The organism is Paenibacillus sabinae T27 (genome assembly GCF_000612505.1).
GTDB classification, from domain to species: Bacteria; Bacillota; Bacilli; order Paenibacillales; family Paenibacillaceae; genus Paenibacillus_AQ; species Paenibacillus_AQ sabinae.
Map to the genome: position 1 here is coordinate 3,201,694 of NZ_CP004078.1, position 15,199 is coordinate 3,216,892.

Consider the following 15,199-nt stretch of genomic DNA (forward strand, 5'->3'; position numbering starts at 1 on the left):
ACGGCGGGGCCGTCCTCTAAAGACGGATGTCCGTCTCTCGCAGGCATATAGACATGGCTAAAGCGCGAGGCTTAACCTGACTATATGTTCAAAAGCGCCCGGGCTTGTTCGCCCGCCGTCTCCTAATCGCCGAAAGCTTGCATTCGTTTTATCCTATATTTTGAAAAATCCTGCGTCCTTCTAGTACGCTTTGGCAAACACGACCGTATGCTGTGCCGGCTCGCCGCAGCAAATACACTTCGTCTTCGTTTCACCCGGTTCAAAAGGAATGTTCCGGCTCGTTGCCCCAGTCTCTTCCTTCACCTGTGCTTCGCAGGCATCGTCGCCGCACCAGCCAGCCAGCGCAAACCCTCGTTTCTCTTCCATGGCCGCCTTCATTTCGTCCAGCGTTTCTACGGAATAGAAATGCTCCTCACGGAATTTGAGCGCCCGCTCGAACATTTCATTATGAACCTGCTCCAGCATAGCTTGTACTTCTTCCACCAGGCGATCCTGCTGAACGATTTTCTTCTCGCCGCTGATTCGAGAGACCAGCACGCAGACGCCGTTCTCCATATCGCGAGGTCCAAGCTCCAGTCTGACCGGAACGCCGCGCATTTCGTACTCGTTGAATTTCCAGCCTGGCGTTACATCGGAGCGGTCGTCAACCCGCACGCGGATGCCTGCCGTTTTCAGGTCCTTGAACAGCTCGTCCGTCCGTGCAATAACGGCTTCCCGCGTCTTCGGAGGACCGATAGGAATCATGATGACCTGAGTCGGCGCGACTTTAGGAGGCAGTGCGAGACCGCGATCGTCGCCGTGAACCATAATCATCGAACCGATCATGCGTGTGCTTGTCCCCCATGATGTTGTATGCACATATTCCAGATTGTTGTCGCGGCTGAGATACTGAATGTCGAAGGCAACGGCAAACTTGGTGCCCAGATAGTGGGAGGTTCCCGCCTGAACGGCGCGTCCATCCTTCATCATTGCCTCGATCGAATACGTATCCACAGCTCCGGCAAAACGCTCGGAAGGCGTCTTCTGGCCGGTAATAACCGGAATTGCCAGATAGCCTTCGACGAAATCCCGATAAACTTCAAGCATCTGCATGGTTTCCTCGCGCGCTTCGGTCTCATTCTCATGCGCTGTATGCCCTTCCTGCCACAAAAATTCGCTTGTGCGCAGGAAAGGAAGCGTCCGCTTTTCCCAACGAACGACATTCGCCCACTGGTTGATCAGAACCGGCAGATCCCGGTACGACTGAATCCATTTGGAATACATGTGTCCAATCATTGTTTCGGAGGTCGGCCGAATCGCCAGACGCTCTTCCAGCTTCTCACCGCCGGCTTCCGTTACCCATGGCAGTTCCGGATTGAAGCCTTCGACATGCTCTTTCTCCTTCTGAAAGAAGCTTTCCGGGATGAACAGCGGGAAATAGGCATTACGATGTCCCGTTTCTTTGAAACGCCGGTTCATCTCTTCCTGGATATGCTCCCAGATTTCATAGCCGTCCGGCTTGAACACGATACAGCCGCGCACCGGGGAGTAATCCATCAGATCGGCTTTCTTGATAACATCAATATACCAACGCGAGAAATCTTCGCCCTGCGGCGTAATTTCTGTAACAAACTGCTTATCTTTTGACATAAAATGGAGTTCCTCCCATTAATAGGCCTCGAAGCGGCGGCGCTCTGCCGCACAGGGCCCAAACAAAATTAGCCGCTGATCAAGCGTAAAATATCGTTATAGGTAACGGCGATCATCAGCAGAAACAGCATCGCAAAGCCCACGAAATGGACCATTCCCTCCCGGCTGGGATCAACCGGTTTGCCCCGCAGCGCCTCCACGCCGAGAAACACAAGTCGGCTTCCGTCAAGCGCCGGAATTGGCAGTAGATTAAAAATGCCAAGATACAGGCTGAGTATGGCCGTCCAATGGGTCAGGTACACGATACCCTGCTGGGCAATCTGGCCAGTGAGCTTGAAGGTACCGACAGGCCCGCTGAGATCGTCCATATTGAACTGGTTAATAATTTGCTTGAAGCCGATGAAAATCTGTTCGGTTGTGTTGACCATCATTTTGCCCGATAGACTGAGCGTTTCCCCTATCGTTGCATGACGGGTCGGAAGCTCCGGCGAAATCCCGACTTTGCCGCCCTCCTGCCCTTCCATACCCCGGGGCGTCATCGTGACATTGATCAGCTGATCGCCGCGTTTAATGGTCCATTCCATCGGCTTGCCTTCGGATGCAGAAGTCAGACTGATCATCTTCTTGTAATCCGCTCCTATTTTCTCGCCATTAATGGAATAGACGATATCGCCTTTCTGAAGCCCCGCCTCTTTCGCAGGCATGCCCTCTGAGACATCGCCGATCAGCACATAGGTCGGGTTCTCTACCGGAATACCGGCCATCTGAATGAACACGCCGAACAGAATAAAGGCCAGTAAAAAGTTCATGACAGGGCCAGCTACAATCGCAAGCGCACGCTGTCCAACGGTTTTGCTTCCGAACTGCCGATTCTTGGGGGCGATCTGGATTTGCTGGCTGCCTTTGATTATCATCGCTTGAGGATGAACCGAATAAGTTGTAACTTCCCCATCCACATCCAGCTTAATTTGAAGATCGTTCTCAAGATCCGCATACTGCGACTCTCCGCGAATGACGTTTCTGCGGGTATCCAGCTGGTCGAGGTAAATATTCTTGATGACATTGCCGCTGTCAAGCCGCACCGCTATGGTCTGCCCGGCCGTAATTTCGATCACTTCGGGATCTTCCCCGGCCATCCGCGCGTATCCTCCGAACGGAAGCAGGCGAAGCGTAAACTGGGTTTCATTGCGTTTATAAGAAAACAGTTTCGGACCGAAACCGATGGCGAACTCTCTTACCAGAATGCCGGCGCGTTTGGCAAAATAATAATGCCCCCATTCATGAACCGTAACCAGCACGAAGAACATGAGCACCGTCAAAAAAACGACTTGAACCATTTCCAAGTTTGGCAGCCCCCTTTAGGTGTAAGACCGAAGTATGTCCTCTTAATTTATCATTATTCTCCGATCCGGCACAAGAGAATCAGCCCTCCAAACCAATTTTTCGGAGTATTGGCGGCTTATGCCATTGTTATTACGCAGCTTACAGGGTCTGCGCGAGCTCGCGCGCCGCCCGGTCGCATTCCTCAATCTGCTCCAGGTCTGGATGGCTCTCTGGAGTATGACGCTCGAGAACTTTCTCCAAAATCTCTTCAATGCGCACAAATGGGATATCCCGCCGCAAAAAACGGGCAACGGCGACTTCGTTCGCCGCATTGAAGGCGGTCGTTGCCGTTCCCCCGGCCTTCCCGCATTCAATGGCAAGCTTCAACGCCGGATAGCGCGCAAAGTCCATTTCGCGGAACGTCAGCCGGCCCGCCTGCGCCAGCGACAATCTTTGCGCCGGCGATTCCAGGCGCCGGGGATAGGTTAACGCATATTGAATCGGCACACGCATGTCAGGGTTGCCGAGCTGGGCGATAATACTGCTGTCTCTAAACTCTACAAATGAGTGAATAATGCTCTCGGGGTGAAGCAGCACGTTAATTTGCTCGTAGGGCAAACCAAACAGCCAATGAGCTTCAATCACTTCCAGCCCTTTATTGACCATTGTTGCGGAATCGATCGTTATCTTCGCTCCCATCGCCCAATTGGGATGACGCAGTGCATCTTCGACTGTTACGCCTTGAAGCTGCTCCCTAGTCAAATCCCGAAAAGAGCCGCCCGAAGCGGTCAAGGTAATGGAAGCGATGTCTTCTACGTTCTCTCCGTTCAGGCATTGAAAGATGGCCGAATGCTCGCTGTCGATCGGCAGCAGATTGACCCCTTTGCGGCGGGCCAGCTCTGTGACAAGATGCCCTGCCGTCACCAGCGTTTCTTTGTTGGCCAGTCCGATGTCCCTGCCCGCCTCGATAGCGGCAAGCGTTGAGCGAAGACCGACGCTCCCCATCACTGCGGTCACTAAATAATCGGCATCTCCGCCGGCCGCGATCTGCACAAGGCCTTCTTCCCCGCTGTACAGCTCAACTCCTGCGGGAAGCTGCGGACGGATGTCATCGGCAAGCTCTTGGCTTGCCACCGATACCCGCCGCGGTTTGAAACGGCGGACCTGCTCCAGCAGAAGCGCCGTGTTGCCGCCCGCGGCGAGGCCGTCAATTTCAAAGCTGTCCGGATGCATCGCAACAACGTCGAGCGTCTGCGTTCCGATTGAGCCGGTCGAGCCGAGAATGCTGATCTTTTTCAAGCGACATATACCTGCCTTCCTGATTAGTGATAGGGGATCAGCATCAATATATGTACGAACGGGAACACGATAATCCAGCTGTCACACCGGTCAAGAATGCCTCCGTGACCGGGGAGCAGCGATCCCGAATCCTTGATGCCGTATACCCTTTTATAAGCCGATTGGACAAGATCTCCAAGCTGCCCGACTACCGCGCTGGCGAGACCGATTATCCCAGCCCGTCCTAAAGTCAGCAAATCCGGCGCTATCAAAGCAAAAACCATAGCGATTACAATTGCAATAATCACACCGCCCAGCGCGCCTTCGACGGTCTTATTGGGACTGATGGCCGGCCAGAGCTTCGTCTTTCCCCATGCCCGGCCGACAAAGTAGGCCCCTGCATCGCTCCCCCAAATGGAGCAAAGGAGTAGAAAGGTCCAGAACAGCCCGTGGCCGTCCGGCGAGAAACGGGAAACCGCCATATAGGAAAATCCGGTTCCTATGTATAAAGCGCCTATGAACAGCAGCGCGGTTATGCGAATATCCACTTTATTCTTAGTAAAGACTGTAATGAAAAGGAACAGCAGCATCAGGAGCCATACTCCTTGCTTCCATGACCAAGGCGCGGAGATTTCCAACAGATCCCATGGCATCATAAAGCAAAGCACAGCGCCATAACCTGCAATCGTACTTCCTCCCAAGGGTGAACTGCCGATCATTTTGGCGAATTCATAGTAGCCGATCAACGCCATAACAATCAGCAGAAGATGAAACCACCAGCCGCCAAGCAGGCATAGGCCCAAAAATATAGCTCCGGCTGTCACCCCGGTTATCAGTCGCTGCTTCAAGCGTTCTCAACTCCTATCGGCTACTTAAGCCCGCCGTAGCGGCGGGTTCGCCGCTGGTACTCAGCCACGGCCTGAAGCAGATGCTCCTTGCCGAAATCCGGCCAGTAAATATCGGTAAACCAAAATTCGCTGTAGGCCAGCTGCCAGAGCATAAAGTTGCTGAGACGCATTTCACCGCTCGTCCGGATAAGCAGATCCGGGTCGGGAAGGCCTCCGGAGAGCAGCCGGCTGTCAATCAATTCCGACGTAATTTCTTCCGGCGTCAAACGCCCCTCTGCGATATCCCTTCCCAAACTGCGCATGCAGTCCTCAATTTCCTTGCGTGCTCCGTAGTTCAGCGCAAAATTCAGAATAAGACCGGTATTATCCTTGGTGCGGAACACCGCTTCTTCCATCGCTTTGCGGGTATGCGAAGGCAGCGCCTCGCTGTCTCCCATCACTCGCACACGGACGTTCTTCTCAATCAGTTCGTCCAGCTCGATGGCCAAAAACTCTTGCGGCAAACGCATCAGAAAGTCGACTTCCTCTTTGGGCCGCGACCAGTTTTCCGTCGAGAAGGCGTACATCGTCAAGAATTCAATACCCAGCTCGTCGGCGGCAATCGCAGCCCGCTTGACCGCCTTCATGCCATTCTGATGGCCGACAATGCGCGGCAGTCCAAGCCGTTTGGCCCACCGGCCGTTGCCGTCCATAATGATTGCCACATGCCGGGGAATATTGTCCGGTGAAATGTCGACCGGCTGCTGCCGCTCTTCCCGGCCCAGCCAAGATTGAACCCGTTTGATCATTAACGTTTCCTCCATGTTTCCTGCGAGAAAGAGACAAACCCCACCATAGGAGGAGGGGCCTTGATCTCTGCGCTATCTTTATACTTCCATGATCTCTTTTTCTTTGGCCAAAAGAACTTTGTCGACTTCGGCAACGAATTTGTCCGTGGTCTTCTGGATGTTCTCTTGATGTCCGCGGGATTCGTCTTCCGAAATGCCGTTTTTCTCCAGCTTCTTGATCTCGTCGTTGGCGTCGCGGCGGATGTTGCGGATCGCCACCTTGGCTTCTTCGCCGAATTTTTTCGTAAGCTTCACCAGCTCGCTGCGGCGTTCTTCCGTAAGCGCAGGAATGGAGAGGCGAATCGTGCTGCCGTCATTAGCCGGCGTAAGCCCGAGATCAGATTTCATAATCGCCCGCTCGATATCGGCAAGCGAGGATTTATCCCACGGCTGGATAAGCAGTGTACGGGAATCCGGGGTGTTGATGTTGGCAAGCTGATTGACCGGAGTCGGCGCTCCGTAATATTCCACTTGAACCCGGTCGAGCAGCGCAGGGGTTGCACGTCCCGCACGCAGCGTCGCCAAATCGCGTTTGAGCGCCAAAATGGCTTTCTCCATGCGCTCCTCGGCATTCTTCTTAACCGATTGCGGCATTAATCTACACTCCCTTTAACAATCGTTCCGATGCGTTCGCCCAGAACGACGCGTTTGATATTGCCCTGTTCCGTAATGGCAAACACAATAAGCGGTATATTGTTATCCATGCAGAGAGAGGAAGCGGTGGAATCCATAACGCCGAGATTTTTGTTCAGCACATCCAGATAGGTGAGCTGTTCATATTTCTCAGCCGTGCTGTCTTTGAACGGATCGGCGGAGTAGACGCCATCGACTTTGTTCTTCGCCATCAGGATAACTTCCGCTTCGATTTCAGCTGCACGCAGCGCTGCGGTCGTATCCGTGGAGAAGAACGGATTGCCCGTGCCTGCCGCGAAAATAACGACCCGCCCTTTTTCCAGATGGCGGATGGCCCGACGGCGGATGTACGGCTCTGCGATCTGCTGCATCGAAATCGACGTCTGCACCCGCGTCGGCACGCCGATTTGCTCCAGCGAGTCCTGCAAGGCCAACGAGTTCATGACCGTTGCCAGCATACCCATATAATCCGCTGTCGCACGGTCGATGCCGCTTGCGCTGCCCGCGATGCCGCGCCAGATGTTGCCTCCGCCGCATACGATGGCGACTTGGACGCCAAGCTCGACAACTTCCTTGATCTGCTCGGCAATAGAGCTGATCGTATCCGCATCGATCCCGTAACCGTTTTGTCCCGCCAGTGATTCGCCGCTGACCTTCAGGACTACCCTTTTAAATACCGGCTGTTCCAAATTGTATACCTCACTTTGCAATGGTGCCTTTACGGGCCCCAGGTTGATCTTGCTATCGCGCCGATGCACGGCAAGGATAAATCGGTGTAGCTATGCGGCCGGATGCCGGACTAGGCTCCCTTATGGAGCTCTTCCCGGCTTCTTCCGCTTGCAAAAGACGGAACACCGTGTAACGTGTTCCGCTCTTGAAAATCCCATACTTATATTAGAGTTCTGCGGCCCTGACCGCGAACGCCGATTATTGCTTCACTTGTGCCATTACTTCTTCAACGAAGTTGTCGACTTTTTTCTCAAGTCCTTCGCCCAGCTCGTAACGGACAAAACGGCGGATGGAGATGTTCTCGCCGATGGTGCTGATTTTTTCGTTGAGCAGATTCGAAATCGTTTTGTCGGGGTCTTTGATGAAGGCTTGCTCGAGCAGTACATGCTCTTCGTAGTACTTGTTGATACGGCCTTCGACCATTTTATCAACGATCTTCTCAGGCTTGCCTTCGTTCAGCGCCTGCGCTCTCAGAATTTCCTTTTCCTTCTCGATTTCTTCCGCAGGAACTTCTTCGCGGCGCACGAAACGAGGAGCGGCAGCAGCGATTTGCATTGCGATATCGCGCGCGAAATCTTTGAATTGGTCAGTTTTGCCGACGAAGTCGGTTTCGCAGTTGATTTCTACGAGAACGCCGATGCGGCCGCCGGCATGAATGTAGGACTCAACAACACCTTCGGTTGCTGCGCGTCCAGCTTTGTTGGCTGCAGCGGAAAGGCCTTTTTCACGGAGAATTTCAATCGCTTTGTTCAGGTCGCCGCCTGCTTCTTCCAGTGCTTTTTTGCAATCCAGCATACCGGCGCCGGTTCTTTCACGAAGCTCTTTTACGGATTTTGCATCTACTGCCATTGTTTAATCCCTCCAAATAATATGAATAACCCTTTAATTTAAAACGCCCCACAAAGAGCAGCCATGGCTTTGGAACAATAGTCAGGTTCTTTGCGGGGACCCCGTAAACTTACAATCTCTTCATTTGCTAAAAAAAGGGCAGTGAGAGGTTATCCACCTGCCAACCACCCTTTTCATTTAATTTCATATTCGATATGCAATCGGAGAAACTTAAGCGGACGTAGTGTCTTCGCCTTGGTGAGCTTCAACTACGGCGTCAGCCATTTTACCAGTCAGCAGCTTAACGGCGCGAATAGCGTCGTCATTGCCCGGAATTACGTAGTCGATTTCGTCCGGATCGCAGTTCGTGTCGACGATAGCAACGATTGGGATGCCCAATTTGCGTGCTTCGGCAACAGCGATGCGCTCTTTGCGAGGATCGATGATGAACAGCGCGCTTGGCAGACCCTTCATGTTCTTGATGCCGCCCAGGAACTTTTCAAGACGATCTTTCTCTTTGCGGAGAATGATAACTTCTTTCTTAGGCAGAACGGTGAATGTGCCGTCCTCTTCCCAAGCTTCCAGTTTTTTCAGACGGTCAATACGCTTTTGAATCGTTTGGAAGTTCGTCAGCGTGCCGCCGAGCCAACGTTGGTTGATGTAGAACATACCCGAACGTTCAGCTTCTTCTTTTACAGAGTCTTGAGCTTGTTTTTTTGTACCAACGAACAGGATCGTACCGTTGTCGCCTGCTACGCTCTTTACAAAGTTGTAAGCTTCTTCAACTTTCTTGACCGTCTTTTGCAGGTCGATGATGTAGATTCCGTTTCTTTCAGTGAAGATATAACGATCCATTTTCGGGTTCCAACGACGAGTCTGGTGACCGAAGTGTACCCCAGCTTCGAGAAGCTGCTTCATGGAGATTACTGCCATCTTCACACACCTCCTAGGTTTGGTTTTATTGTGTGTCCCTCCGCCGGAGTCATCTTGCAGCAAGACTTTCTTCAGAAGAAAGCACCGCTTGCTGTAATCAACCAGCGTGTGTTTTAACACCGTCATTTAATATATCATAAGACTACATGTGATGCAACGTCTGACGTACGATTTTTGTCATAAAACGCGTTATTTTGCGTGCAGTACGAACCGGCGGTTATATAAAGAAACTTCCCCCGTTAAAAATGAGGCGGGATGCGTTTAGTCTCTCACCGTAATCAGTTGGCCAATAATCGCATCGTTGCTTTGACCGGGGGTAAAGCGGTATAGCCCGGATTGAATCTTGGTCTGAACTCTACGGCTCTTCGCTTCAATAATAAAGAGGTCCATATCCTTGATTACACCCGATCCGGCCAATAGATCCGCGACTTCGGTAAGGGTAATCCCGCTCGGAATCCGCAGTACAATACCGGAGCTAACCGGTTTGGCTGCGGAAGGCGAGGACGGCGGTACAGCCGCAGCGGAATCGGACGGCTTCTGTACCCCCGTGGCGCCAGGCTGCAATGGCGTAGAAGGCGCCGAAGGGGATGCCGCCTTGGCTGGCGGCGAAGCGGACGGGTTGGTTGGCGTCTGAGAGCTTGAAGCCGAGGCGCCTCCTTCGGAGGTTCCCGCTTCATTTTGCTCCGACAGCTTCTTCCACTCCTTTTCGGTTAGCAGCTTGTCATCCGCCCCGGTAACTTTCAGGTTCAGCTTGGAGGCTTCCCTGACGATCTGCGCCTTTGTAGGCGTAGCCATTCCCGCCGAAATCATAAGCTGGAGGAGAAGCGCGCCGCCCGCTAGCCCGAATCCAAGCCCGATCATAAAGGAACGATTCTTGATCACACCGATTCCTCCTGTTTGGCGAGCTGCAGAATCAATTGAATTTCTCCCCGCTGCATTCCGGTTTTTTTGGCAATGATATCAATGGATTTCCCCTGGCTGTCCAGTTCAAACAACTGCGGATAGCGAAGCTTGATCGTGCTGACCGGTTTGGCTTTGATCTCATCCGCCGGCTTGTCATTCCCTTCTCCCGGGCTGTCCGCCCCTTTCGCGCTACCCGCAGCGCCGCCTGAAATAGCCATCTGGAGCAGCCCGTTTTCATTTGCCGCAACACGGCTCTCAAGCTGAGAGGTTCTGTGCTGAAGCGCGTCAAGCTGGCCCTTCAATTCGGCAAGCTGTTCCTGAAGGGCAGCCTGATTGCTCTGGGACTGGGCCTTGATCGACCCAAGCAGCTCCAGCAGTTCGCGGTTCTCCCGTTCGACATCCGCCATATATAGTTCGAGCGCCGCCTCTACCTCTTTCAGGCCTTGCCTCTCTCCTGCGCCGTCGATTCTGCGGGCGCGCGCCGGGAGAAACAACGCATAGCCGAGAGCTATTCCGCCAAGCAGTACAATGTACGCCCATGGTTGCACGTATCCGGTCTCCTTTATTTCATTCTAAAATATTCTAAAGCGTTACATCCAAACGGTGTCCCTTAAACGGGTGCTCCGCTTTACGCTCTTGGCTGTTCTTCCGTTCCTGCGACAGGCCGCTGCCGGAGGACCCCCCACGACGCCCGTCTTCCCTTACGGCAGATTCTGACGTCTCGTCCACCTCCGCGCTGCGCTGAGCCTGCTCACGCGTATCCTTGATATTCTGACCGGCCAATTCTTGCTGCTGTTGTGCAGGGCGGTGCTGTAGTTCTTGCTGCAGCTTGCCGGCTTCGGTTGTTCGGGGCAGTGCAATTTGCAGTTCTACTGGCTTCAGGCTCACGGCAATCTCCTTCTGGCAAGGGGGCATCGTCCGGCGGGAAAGCCAATCGGCTTGTTCAAACGTTTGGCACAGCGGCTATCTCGCCTTCGGAATAGCAGTAGGTGATCCGTTCCGCTGTATCTTTTATAAATTTTGTATATCTGCCGATCACAACTTTGGAACCGCCGTAAATGGTTTTGACAACCGTGACCCTCGCCTTGTCTGTATCCTCGAGCATCTTTTCAATCTCAAGCATGCGCTCCTTGATTTGAGCTTCCTCTCTTTGCTGAGACTGCTTCGTTGCGTTAAGCTTGATGCGCAGGGCAACCTTGTCCGGGGACAGGACGCCGCTGCCTGCGAGCTGATCCAGCAAATGAAGCGCCTTCGCCGTCTTATCGGCGGTCTCTGAGGAATGACGTAGTCCCTGCCGCAGGTCGTTGAGCTCGTTTCTAAGCTCGGGCAGCACCCCAACCTCAATTGCCGTCGCCGTAGACATTGTATTCCCGATCGTTCGGGCGACGACCTTTTCCCCGGCCTGCACTGTTCCGCCAACAATCAATCCCTTCGGTCCGTTGCATTCTACGTTCCTGCCGGCGCGGACATTGGAATGCATAATACTCTGCAAAACAATGACATTCTCGGCAGCCGTGACGTTTCCGTCCTGTATAAAGGATACCTTCACATTGGCTCCAGCGCTGACTAGCCCCTTGTTATAGCCGATAATGCCTCCGGTAATTTCAATGGAGCCTCCGGCGATCAGCTCCGCGCCTTCCACACCGCCAATCACCCGGATATCACCGGAGGATTTCACGGAAAATCCGGTCAGCACATTGCCGCGGATAACGACCGTGCCGACAAAATCAATGTTGCCGGTGTTGTAATCCACATCGCCGTTCACTTCATATACAGGAAAAACGTTGATTTTCCCTTTGTCCGTCAGGGATACTAATCCGTCAATCGCGGCATACATCGAGGTTTGCTCTTGATCCAACACGACGTTCTTGCCGACTTTGAAGAAGGCGGCTTTTCCCATCTTGCAGGGGATCGGATCACCGGTGACGGCTATGCCGGGCTGTCCCGCCTCGGGGGGGACCAATGTAGCGATCAGTTCGCCCTTGCGCACATTGCTTAACCGCACCAATTCCTTGAAATCGACCTTTCCGTCGTCTTTTTCGAGTGGGCGGCGCTCGTCGTAGTCCATCTTAACACTTAATTCAACGCGCCCGTCCAGACCGTCTACAGGTGCTATTCCTGAAGCGACGGCAACCTTCCCCGAAAGGTGGTTGTACTGCTCCGGATTATTGGCGATACGGGTAACAACATCCCATTGTACGCCATAGCGGACATTATTTTTTTGTAAAAACCCGGCTAACTCGTCGACTGAACAAGAAAATCCTTCCTCCCGCCGAAAAAACTCAAGGTAAGCGACTTCCTTATTCTCCGAGAAGCTGATACTCATGTAATCGCTCAGTGCAGATTGGACGACCATTATCCCCCTCCTAACGCCACTTCCGGCTAATCATTTTGCATCAGTAGATCCCGATTCTTCTCAAGCGTCCCCCGCAGCCTCAGGATCGCCTTGGAATGAAGCTGCGATATGCGGGAAGGGGACAACGACATTACCTCAGCAATTTCGCTCAAAGATAGGTCTTCATAATATAACAGGGACACGACGGTCCGTTCTTTCACAGTCAATTTTTCTATGCCCTTGGTAAGCGTTTCACGCAAATAGAACTCATTCACTTTACGGTCCGGGTTCTTGGCTTTGTCATCTACCAGCATTGACATTCGGGTCTCTGAATCTTCTTCCCGAATCGGATCCTCCAATGAACACAGCGTCATTACGGCCACATCCTGCAGCATGCCCTGGAACTCCCGCTCGGTTATGTCTAAATATTTGCTCATTTCCTCGTCGCTTACAGATCTTAAATACTTTTGTTCCAGATGCTGATAGGCATCCTCAATCTTTTTCGCCTTTTCACGGACCGAACGTGGCACCCAGTCACCTTGGCGGAGAGAATCAAGAATTGCGCCGCGGACCCGCCAGGAGGCGTAGGTTTGAAATTGCAATCCCCGTTTATAATCAAACTTCTCAACGGCATCGATTAGGCCCATAACCCCACTGCTCGCCAAATCTTCCTTCGAAACATTTTTGGGCAAACCCACGGCCAGACGGCCGGAGACATAATCGACGATCGGCAGATATTTTTCGATCAGCCTTTTTTTGGCCTCCGGATCTCCCTGTTCCTTCCACTGTTCCCAAAGGTCTTGATGTTCCAAATGAGAAGCTTTATGCTCGTTCAACGGCTTTCACCCCTCCCAAAGTGTAATCGGCGAGTATTCGGGCCGGGTTCATCGAATTCCACAAATCATTTCCCACTTCACTCGCTTATTCTTTTTTTAGGTGACGAACGGCTTTGGCCAATTCTTCAGGATCTTTCTTGGAGACCAATTGGGGAGGCTGAAGAGGCTTGAATTCTCCATTTCCTTGGTTCCCTTGCCCTGGACTAGGCTTGAGTAAATCCTTCAATTCCTCATCTTCGTCCGGAGTTGAAAGATCCACCTTGGCGCCCAACGTCTCGTTGGTATCCCCCGGAGCACCGGAAGACTTGTCCGGATTTGCGGTTTGTTTAACAATAAAACCCAATACCCATCTCAGGGCAAAGGCAAGCACAAACCAGAGAATAAATCCGGTCAATCCGCGAAACAGGCTCGTTGACGGCAGGTTGTTCCGCAATGAAAACAAAAAGGTGAAGACAAAGCCGACCAACCCGAGAATCAAGTTCATCCAAATCGTTCCGATCATAATTATAATTCCTTAACGCCTTTTTGCACACTGCGGATGTTCAGCAATCCGGTGCTGCAAGCGATCTCGATTGTACGCCCGTAACTGCCGCCCGTATCTTCGGCAACCAGCGGGATGCTCAGCTTCTCCAGAGCCAGCTTGCAGGATTCCACATTCCGCGGACCGATTCTCATCGTGTCATTTCCGCCGGCAAAAGCGAACATCTGGGAGCCGCCGGCCATCTTCGCGATTAATCGGCTGCGAGCAGCACCAAGTTCCAGCAGGCGGGACAAAAGCTCGGGAATGGCCGTATCCGCGAATTTGGCGATATTGAGTTTCCCCTCACGGGCGATTTCCGAGGAAGGCAGCATGACATGAGCCATACCCGCAAGCTTTTTGCCGGGATCGTACAGCGTAAGGCCGACGCATGACCCCAGACCCGTCGTTCGGATCACATTGTTCTGACTTCCCACATTCAGGTCGGCCATTCCTACTTTGATTAAGCTCTGTTCCTCACACATCATCAAACGGCACTCCAAGGGATTTAAATATCTTGGGAAATGACTCCGGATCGGGAATTAAAAAGAACTGGCCTTCGATCTCATCCTTTCCTTCCAGGAAGGTGGTATCGATGAGCAGCGCGTCATCACCCATTTGCCCGAACTGCAGCAGACCGTAGCTTAATATCGCACCAGCCATATCCATGGCCAATGCAGGAACTGTCGGATACATGGATAATGAGGTGAAATCGGCCAAAGACGAAAGATAGGAGCCCGCCAAAATATTACCGATCTCATTCAGTGCGGACATTTCAAGCTCGCTTAGTTCGTCACCCGAAACCTCGGATATGCCCGCAACGCGCCCGAGCAAGCTTCTGGCCGCATCCGGCGTCAGGATGAAAAAGAGATTCCCCGGCGCTTCGCCTTCTACCCGCAGAAACACCGCGTAGACAAGCTCTTCGGTGCCGCCCACTTTTTCCGCAATCTCCTCGAATCCGAGCAGTTGAACTTTGGGAACGGCCATATCGATCGGTTTGTTCAGCAGCTGGGATAACGCGGTGGCGGCGTTCCCGGCTCCGATGTTTCCGACTTCCTTGAGCACATCCATTTTGAAATCTTTCTGGTGCTTGAACAGTTCCACGATGTTAGCCCTCTAAGCTTTCCAGCTGCACGATTTCACTTTTATTGAGGACCTCTGACAAATTGAGCATAATCAGCAGACGGTCCTCTCCGATTTTGGCCACCCCATCCAGATACTTGGCTTTGATCCCGCCTACCACTTCGGGAGGAGTATCGATGATGTCTCTGTTCAAATCGATAACATCATTGGCCGAATCCACGATAAAGCCGACTTCCATCTCGTTAACGACCACGATAATAACGCGGGTCTGATCGGTATGCTCAGCTTCTTCCAGACCGAATCTTCCGCGAAGATCGATAACGGGAATGACCACTCCGCGCAGATTGATAACGCCTTTGATAAAAGCGTACGTCTTCGGCACCCGCGTAATGGGCATCAGGCGCTCGATCGTTTGGACTTTATCCACTTCAATGCCGTACTCCTCGGTGCCCAATTTAAAGACAATTACCTTAATATCTTCAGCCATGGAATAAACC

At 52.6% G+C, this 15,199-nt stretch carries 18 protein-coding genes; all 18 read right to left on the reverse strand.

Annotated elements, in window-relative coordinates; genetic code table 11:
- Positions 1-180: 180 nt before the first annotated feature.
- Positions 181-1,629, reverse strand: a complete 1,449-nt coding sequence (gene proS / locus PSAB_RS14650) for a proline--tRNA ligase (protein ID WP_025335334.1) — start codon at positions 1,627-1,629, stop codon at positions 181-183.
- A gap of 68 nt (positions 1,630-1,697) precedes the next feature.
- Positions 1,698-2,972, reverse strand: a complete 1,275-nt coding sequence (gene rseP, locus PSAB_RS14655; RefSeq protein ID WP_025335335.1) for an RIP metalloprotease RseP — start codon at positions 2,970-2,972, stop codon at positions 1,698-1,700.
- Between the two features lie 139 nt (positions 2,973-3,111).
- Positions 3,112-4,251, reverse strand: coding sequence for a 1-deoxy-D-xylulose-5-phosphate reductoisomerase (locus PSAB_RS14660; protein ID WP_025335336.1), 1,140 nt, complete (start codon positions 4,249-4,251; stop codon positions 3,112-3,114).
- 23 nt (positions 4,252-4,274) lie between these two features.
- Positions 4,275-5,078, reverse strand: coding sequence for a phosphatidate cytidylyltransferase (locus PSAB_RS14665; protein ID WP_025335337.1), 804 nt, complete (start codon positions 5,076-5,078; stop codon positions 4,275-4,277).
- A gap of 20 nt (positions 5,079-5,098) precedes the next feature.
- Positions 5,099-5,866, reverse strand: a complete 768-nt coding sequence (locus PSAB_RS14670; protein WP_025335338.1) for an isoprenyl transferase — start codon at positions 5,864-5,866, stop codon at positions 5,099-5,101.
- Positions 5,867-5,944: 78 nt separating this feature from the next.
- Positions 5,945-6,499: a ribosome recycling factor gene (frr, locus tag PSAB_RS14675; protein ID WP_025335339.1), complete on the reverse strand. Its 555-nt coding sequence runs from the start codon at positions 6,497-6,499 to the stop codon at positions 5,945-5,947.
- On the reverse strand, positions 6,499-7,227 hold the full coding sequence (gene pyrH / locus PSAB_RS14680) for a UMP kinase (RefSeq protein ID WP_025335340.1): 729 nt from the start codon (positions 7,225-7,227) through the stop codon (positions 6,499-6,501). The genes frr and pyrH overlap by 1 nt, the downstream gene beginning before the upstream one ends.
- A gap of 238 nt (positions 7,228-7,465) precedes the next feature.
- Complete coding sequence (tsf, locus tag PSAB_RS14685; protein ID WP_025335341.1) at positions 7,466-8,116, reverse strand: translation elongation factor Ts; 651 nt, start codon at positions 8,114-8,116, stop codon at positions 7,466-7,468.
- A gap of 210 nt (positions 8,117-8,326) precedes the next feature.
- On the reverse strand, positions 8,327-9,028 hold the full coding sequence (rpsB, locus tag PSAB_RS14690) for a 30S ribosomal protein S2 (protein ID WP_025335342.1): 702 nt from the start codon (positions 9,026-9,028) through the stop codon (positions 8,327-8,329).
- Between the two features lie 261 nt (positions 9,029-9,289).
- Entirely contained in the window at positions 9,290-9,910 is a 621-nt protein-coding gene (locus PSAB_RS14695; RefSeq protein ID WP_025335343.1) for a hypothetical protein, read from the reverse strand.
- Positions 9,907-10,479 (reverse strand): hypothetical protein, encoded by a 573-nt coding sequence (locus tag PSAB_RS14700; RefSeq protein ID WP_025335344.1) that lies wholly within the window; start codon positions 10,477-10,479, stop codon positions 9,907-9,909. The genes PSAB_RS14695 and PSAB_RS14700 overlap by 4 nt, the downstream gene beginning before the upstream one ends.
- A 34-nt stretch (positions 10,480-10,513) precedes the next feature.
- Positions 10,514-10,819, reverse strand: a complete 306-nt coding sequence (locus tag PSAB_RS14705) for a hypothetical protein (protein WP_025335345.1) — start codon at positions 10,817-10,819, stop codon at positions 10,514-10,516.
- 55 nt (positions 10,820-10,874) lie between these two features.
- A complete protein-coding gene (locus tag PSAB_RS14710) occupies positions 10,875-12,287 on the reverse strand; it encodes a DUF342 domain-containing protein (protein ID WP_025335346.1) in 1,413 nt (470 codons plus the stop codon).
- Positions 12,288-12,313: 26 nt separating this feature from the next.
- Positions 12,314-13,102 carry a FliA/WhiG family RNA polymerase sigma factor gene (locus tag PSAB_RS14715; protein ID WP_025335347.1) on the reverse strand — a complete coding sequence of 263 codons (789 nt, stop codon included), beginning with the start codon at positions 13,100-13,102 and terminating at the stop codon, positions 12,314-12,316.
- Positions 13,103-13,187: 85 nt separating this feature from the next.
- Positions 13,188-13,604, reverse strand: coding sequence for a hypothetical protein (locus PSAB_RS14720; protein ID WP_038595930.1), 417 nt, complete (start codon positions 13,602-13,604; stop codon positions 13,188-13,190).
- Positions 13,605-13,606: 2 nt separating this feature from the next.
- On the reverse strand, positions 13,607-14,104 hold the full coding sequence (locus PSAB_RS14725) for a chemotaxis protein CheD (RefSeq protein ID WP_025335349.1): 498 nt from the start codon (positions 14,102-14,104) through the stop codon (positions 13,607-13,609).
- Positions 14,097-14,690, reverse strand: coding sequence for a chemotaxis protein CheC (locus PSAB_RS14730; protein ID WP_420835633.1), 594 nt, complete (start codon positions 14,688-14,690; stop codon positions 14,097-14,099). The genes PSAB_RS14725 and PSAB_RS14730 overlap by 8 nt, the downstream gene beginning before the upstream one ends.
- A gap of 37 nt (positions 14,691-14,727) precedes the next feature.
- Positions 14,728-15,189 (reverse strand): chemotaxis protein CheW, encoded by a 462-nt coding sequence (locus PSAB_RS14735; RefSeq protein ID WP_025335351.1) that lies wholly within the window; start codon positions 15,187-15,189, stop codon positions 14,728-14,730.
- Positions 15,190-15,199 lie beyond the last annotated feature (10 nt).

Bases quoted from the DNA above. Each gene is read 5' to 3' on its own strand.
- PSAB_RS14710 (WP_025335346.1), bottom strand. From the start codon at position 12,287: ATGGTCGTCCAATCTGCACTGAGCGATTACATGAGTATCAGCTTCTCG.
- PSAB_RS14730 (WP_420835633.1), bottom strand. From the start codon at position 14,690: ATGGATGTGCTCAAGGAAGTCGGAAACATCGGAGCCGGGAACGCCGCC.
- rpsB (WP_025335342.1), bottom strand. From the start codon at position 9,028: ATGGCAGTAATCTCCATGAAGCAGCTTCTCGAAGCTGGGGTACACTTC.
- PSAB_RS14670 (WP_025335338.1), bottom strand. From the start codon at position 5,866: ATGATCAAACGGGTTCAATCTTGGCTGGGCCGGGAAGAGCGGCAGCAG.
- proS (WP_025335334.1), bottom strand. From the start codon at position 1,629: ATGTCAAAAGATAAGCAGTTTGTTACAGAAATTACGCCGCAGGGCGAA.
- PSAB_RS14725 (WP_025335349.1), bottom strand. From the start codon at position 14,104: ATGTGTGAGGAACAGAGCTTAATCAAAGTAGGAATGGCCGACCTGAAT.
- PSAB_RS14720 (WP_038595930.1), bottom strand. From the start codon at position 13,604: ATGATCGGAACGATTTGGATGAACTTGATTCTCGGGTTGGTCGGCTTT.
- frr (WP_025335339.1), bottom strand. From the start codon at position 6,499: ATGCCGCAATCGGTTAAGAAGAATGCCGAGGAGCGCATGGAGAAAGCC.
- tsf (WP_025335341.1), bottom strand. From the start codon at position 8,116: ATGGCAGTAGATGCAAAATCCGTAAAAGAGCTTCGTGAAAGAACCGGC.
- PSAB_RS14735 (WP_025335351.1), bottom strand. From the start codon at position 15,189: ATGGCTGAAGATATTAAGGTAATTGTCTTTAAATTGGGCACCGAGGAG.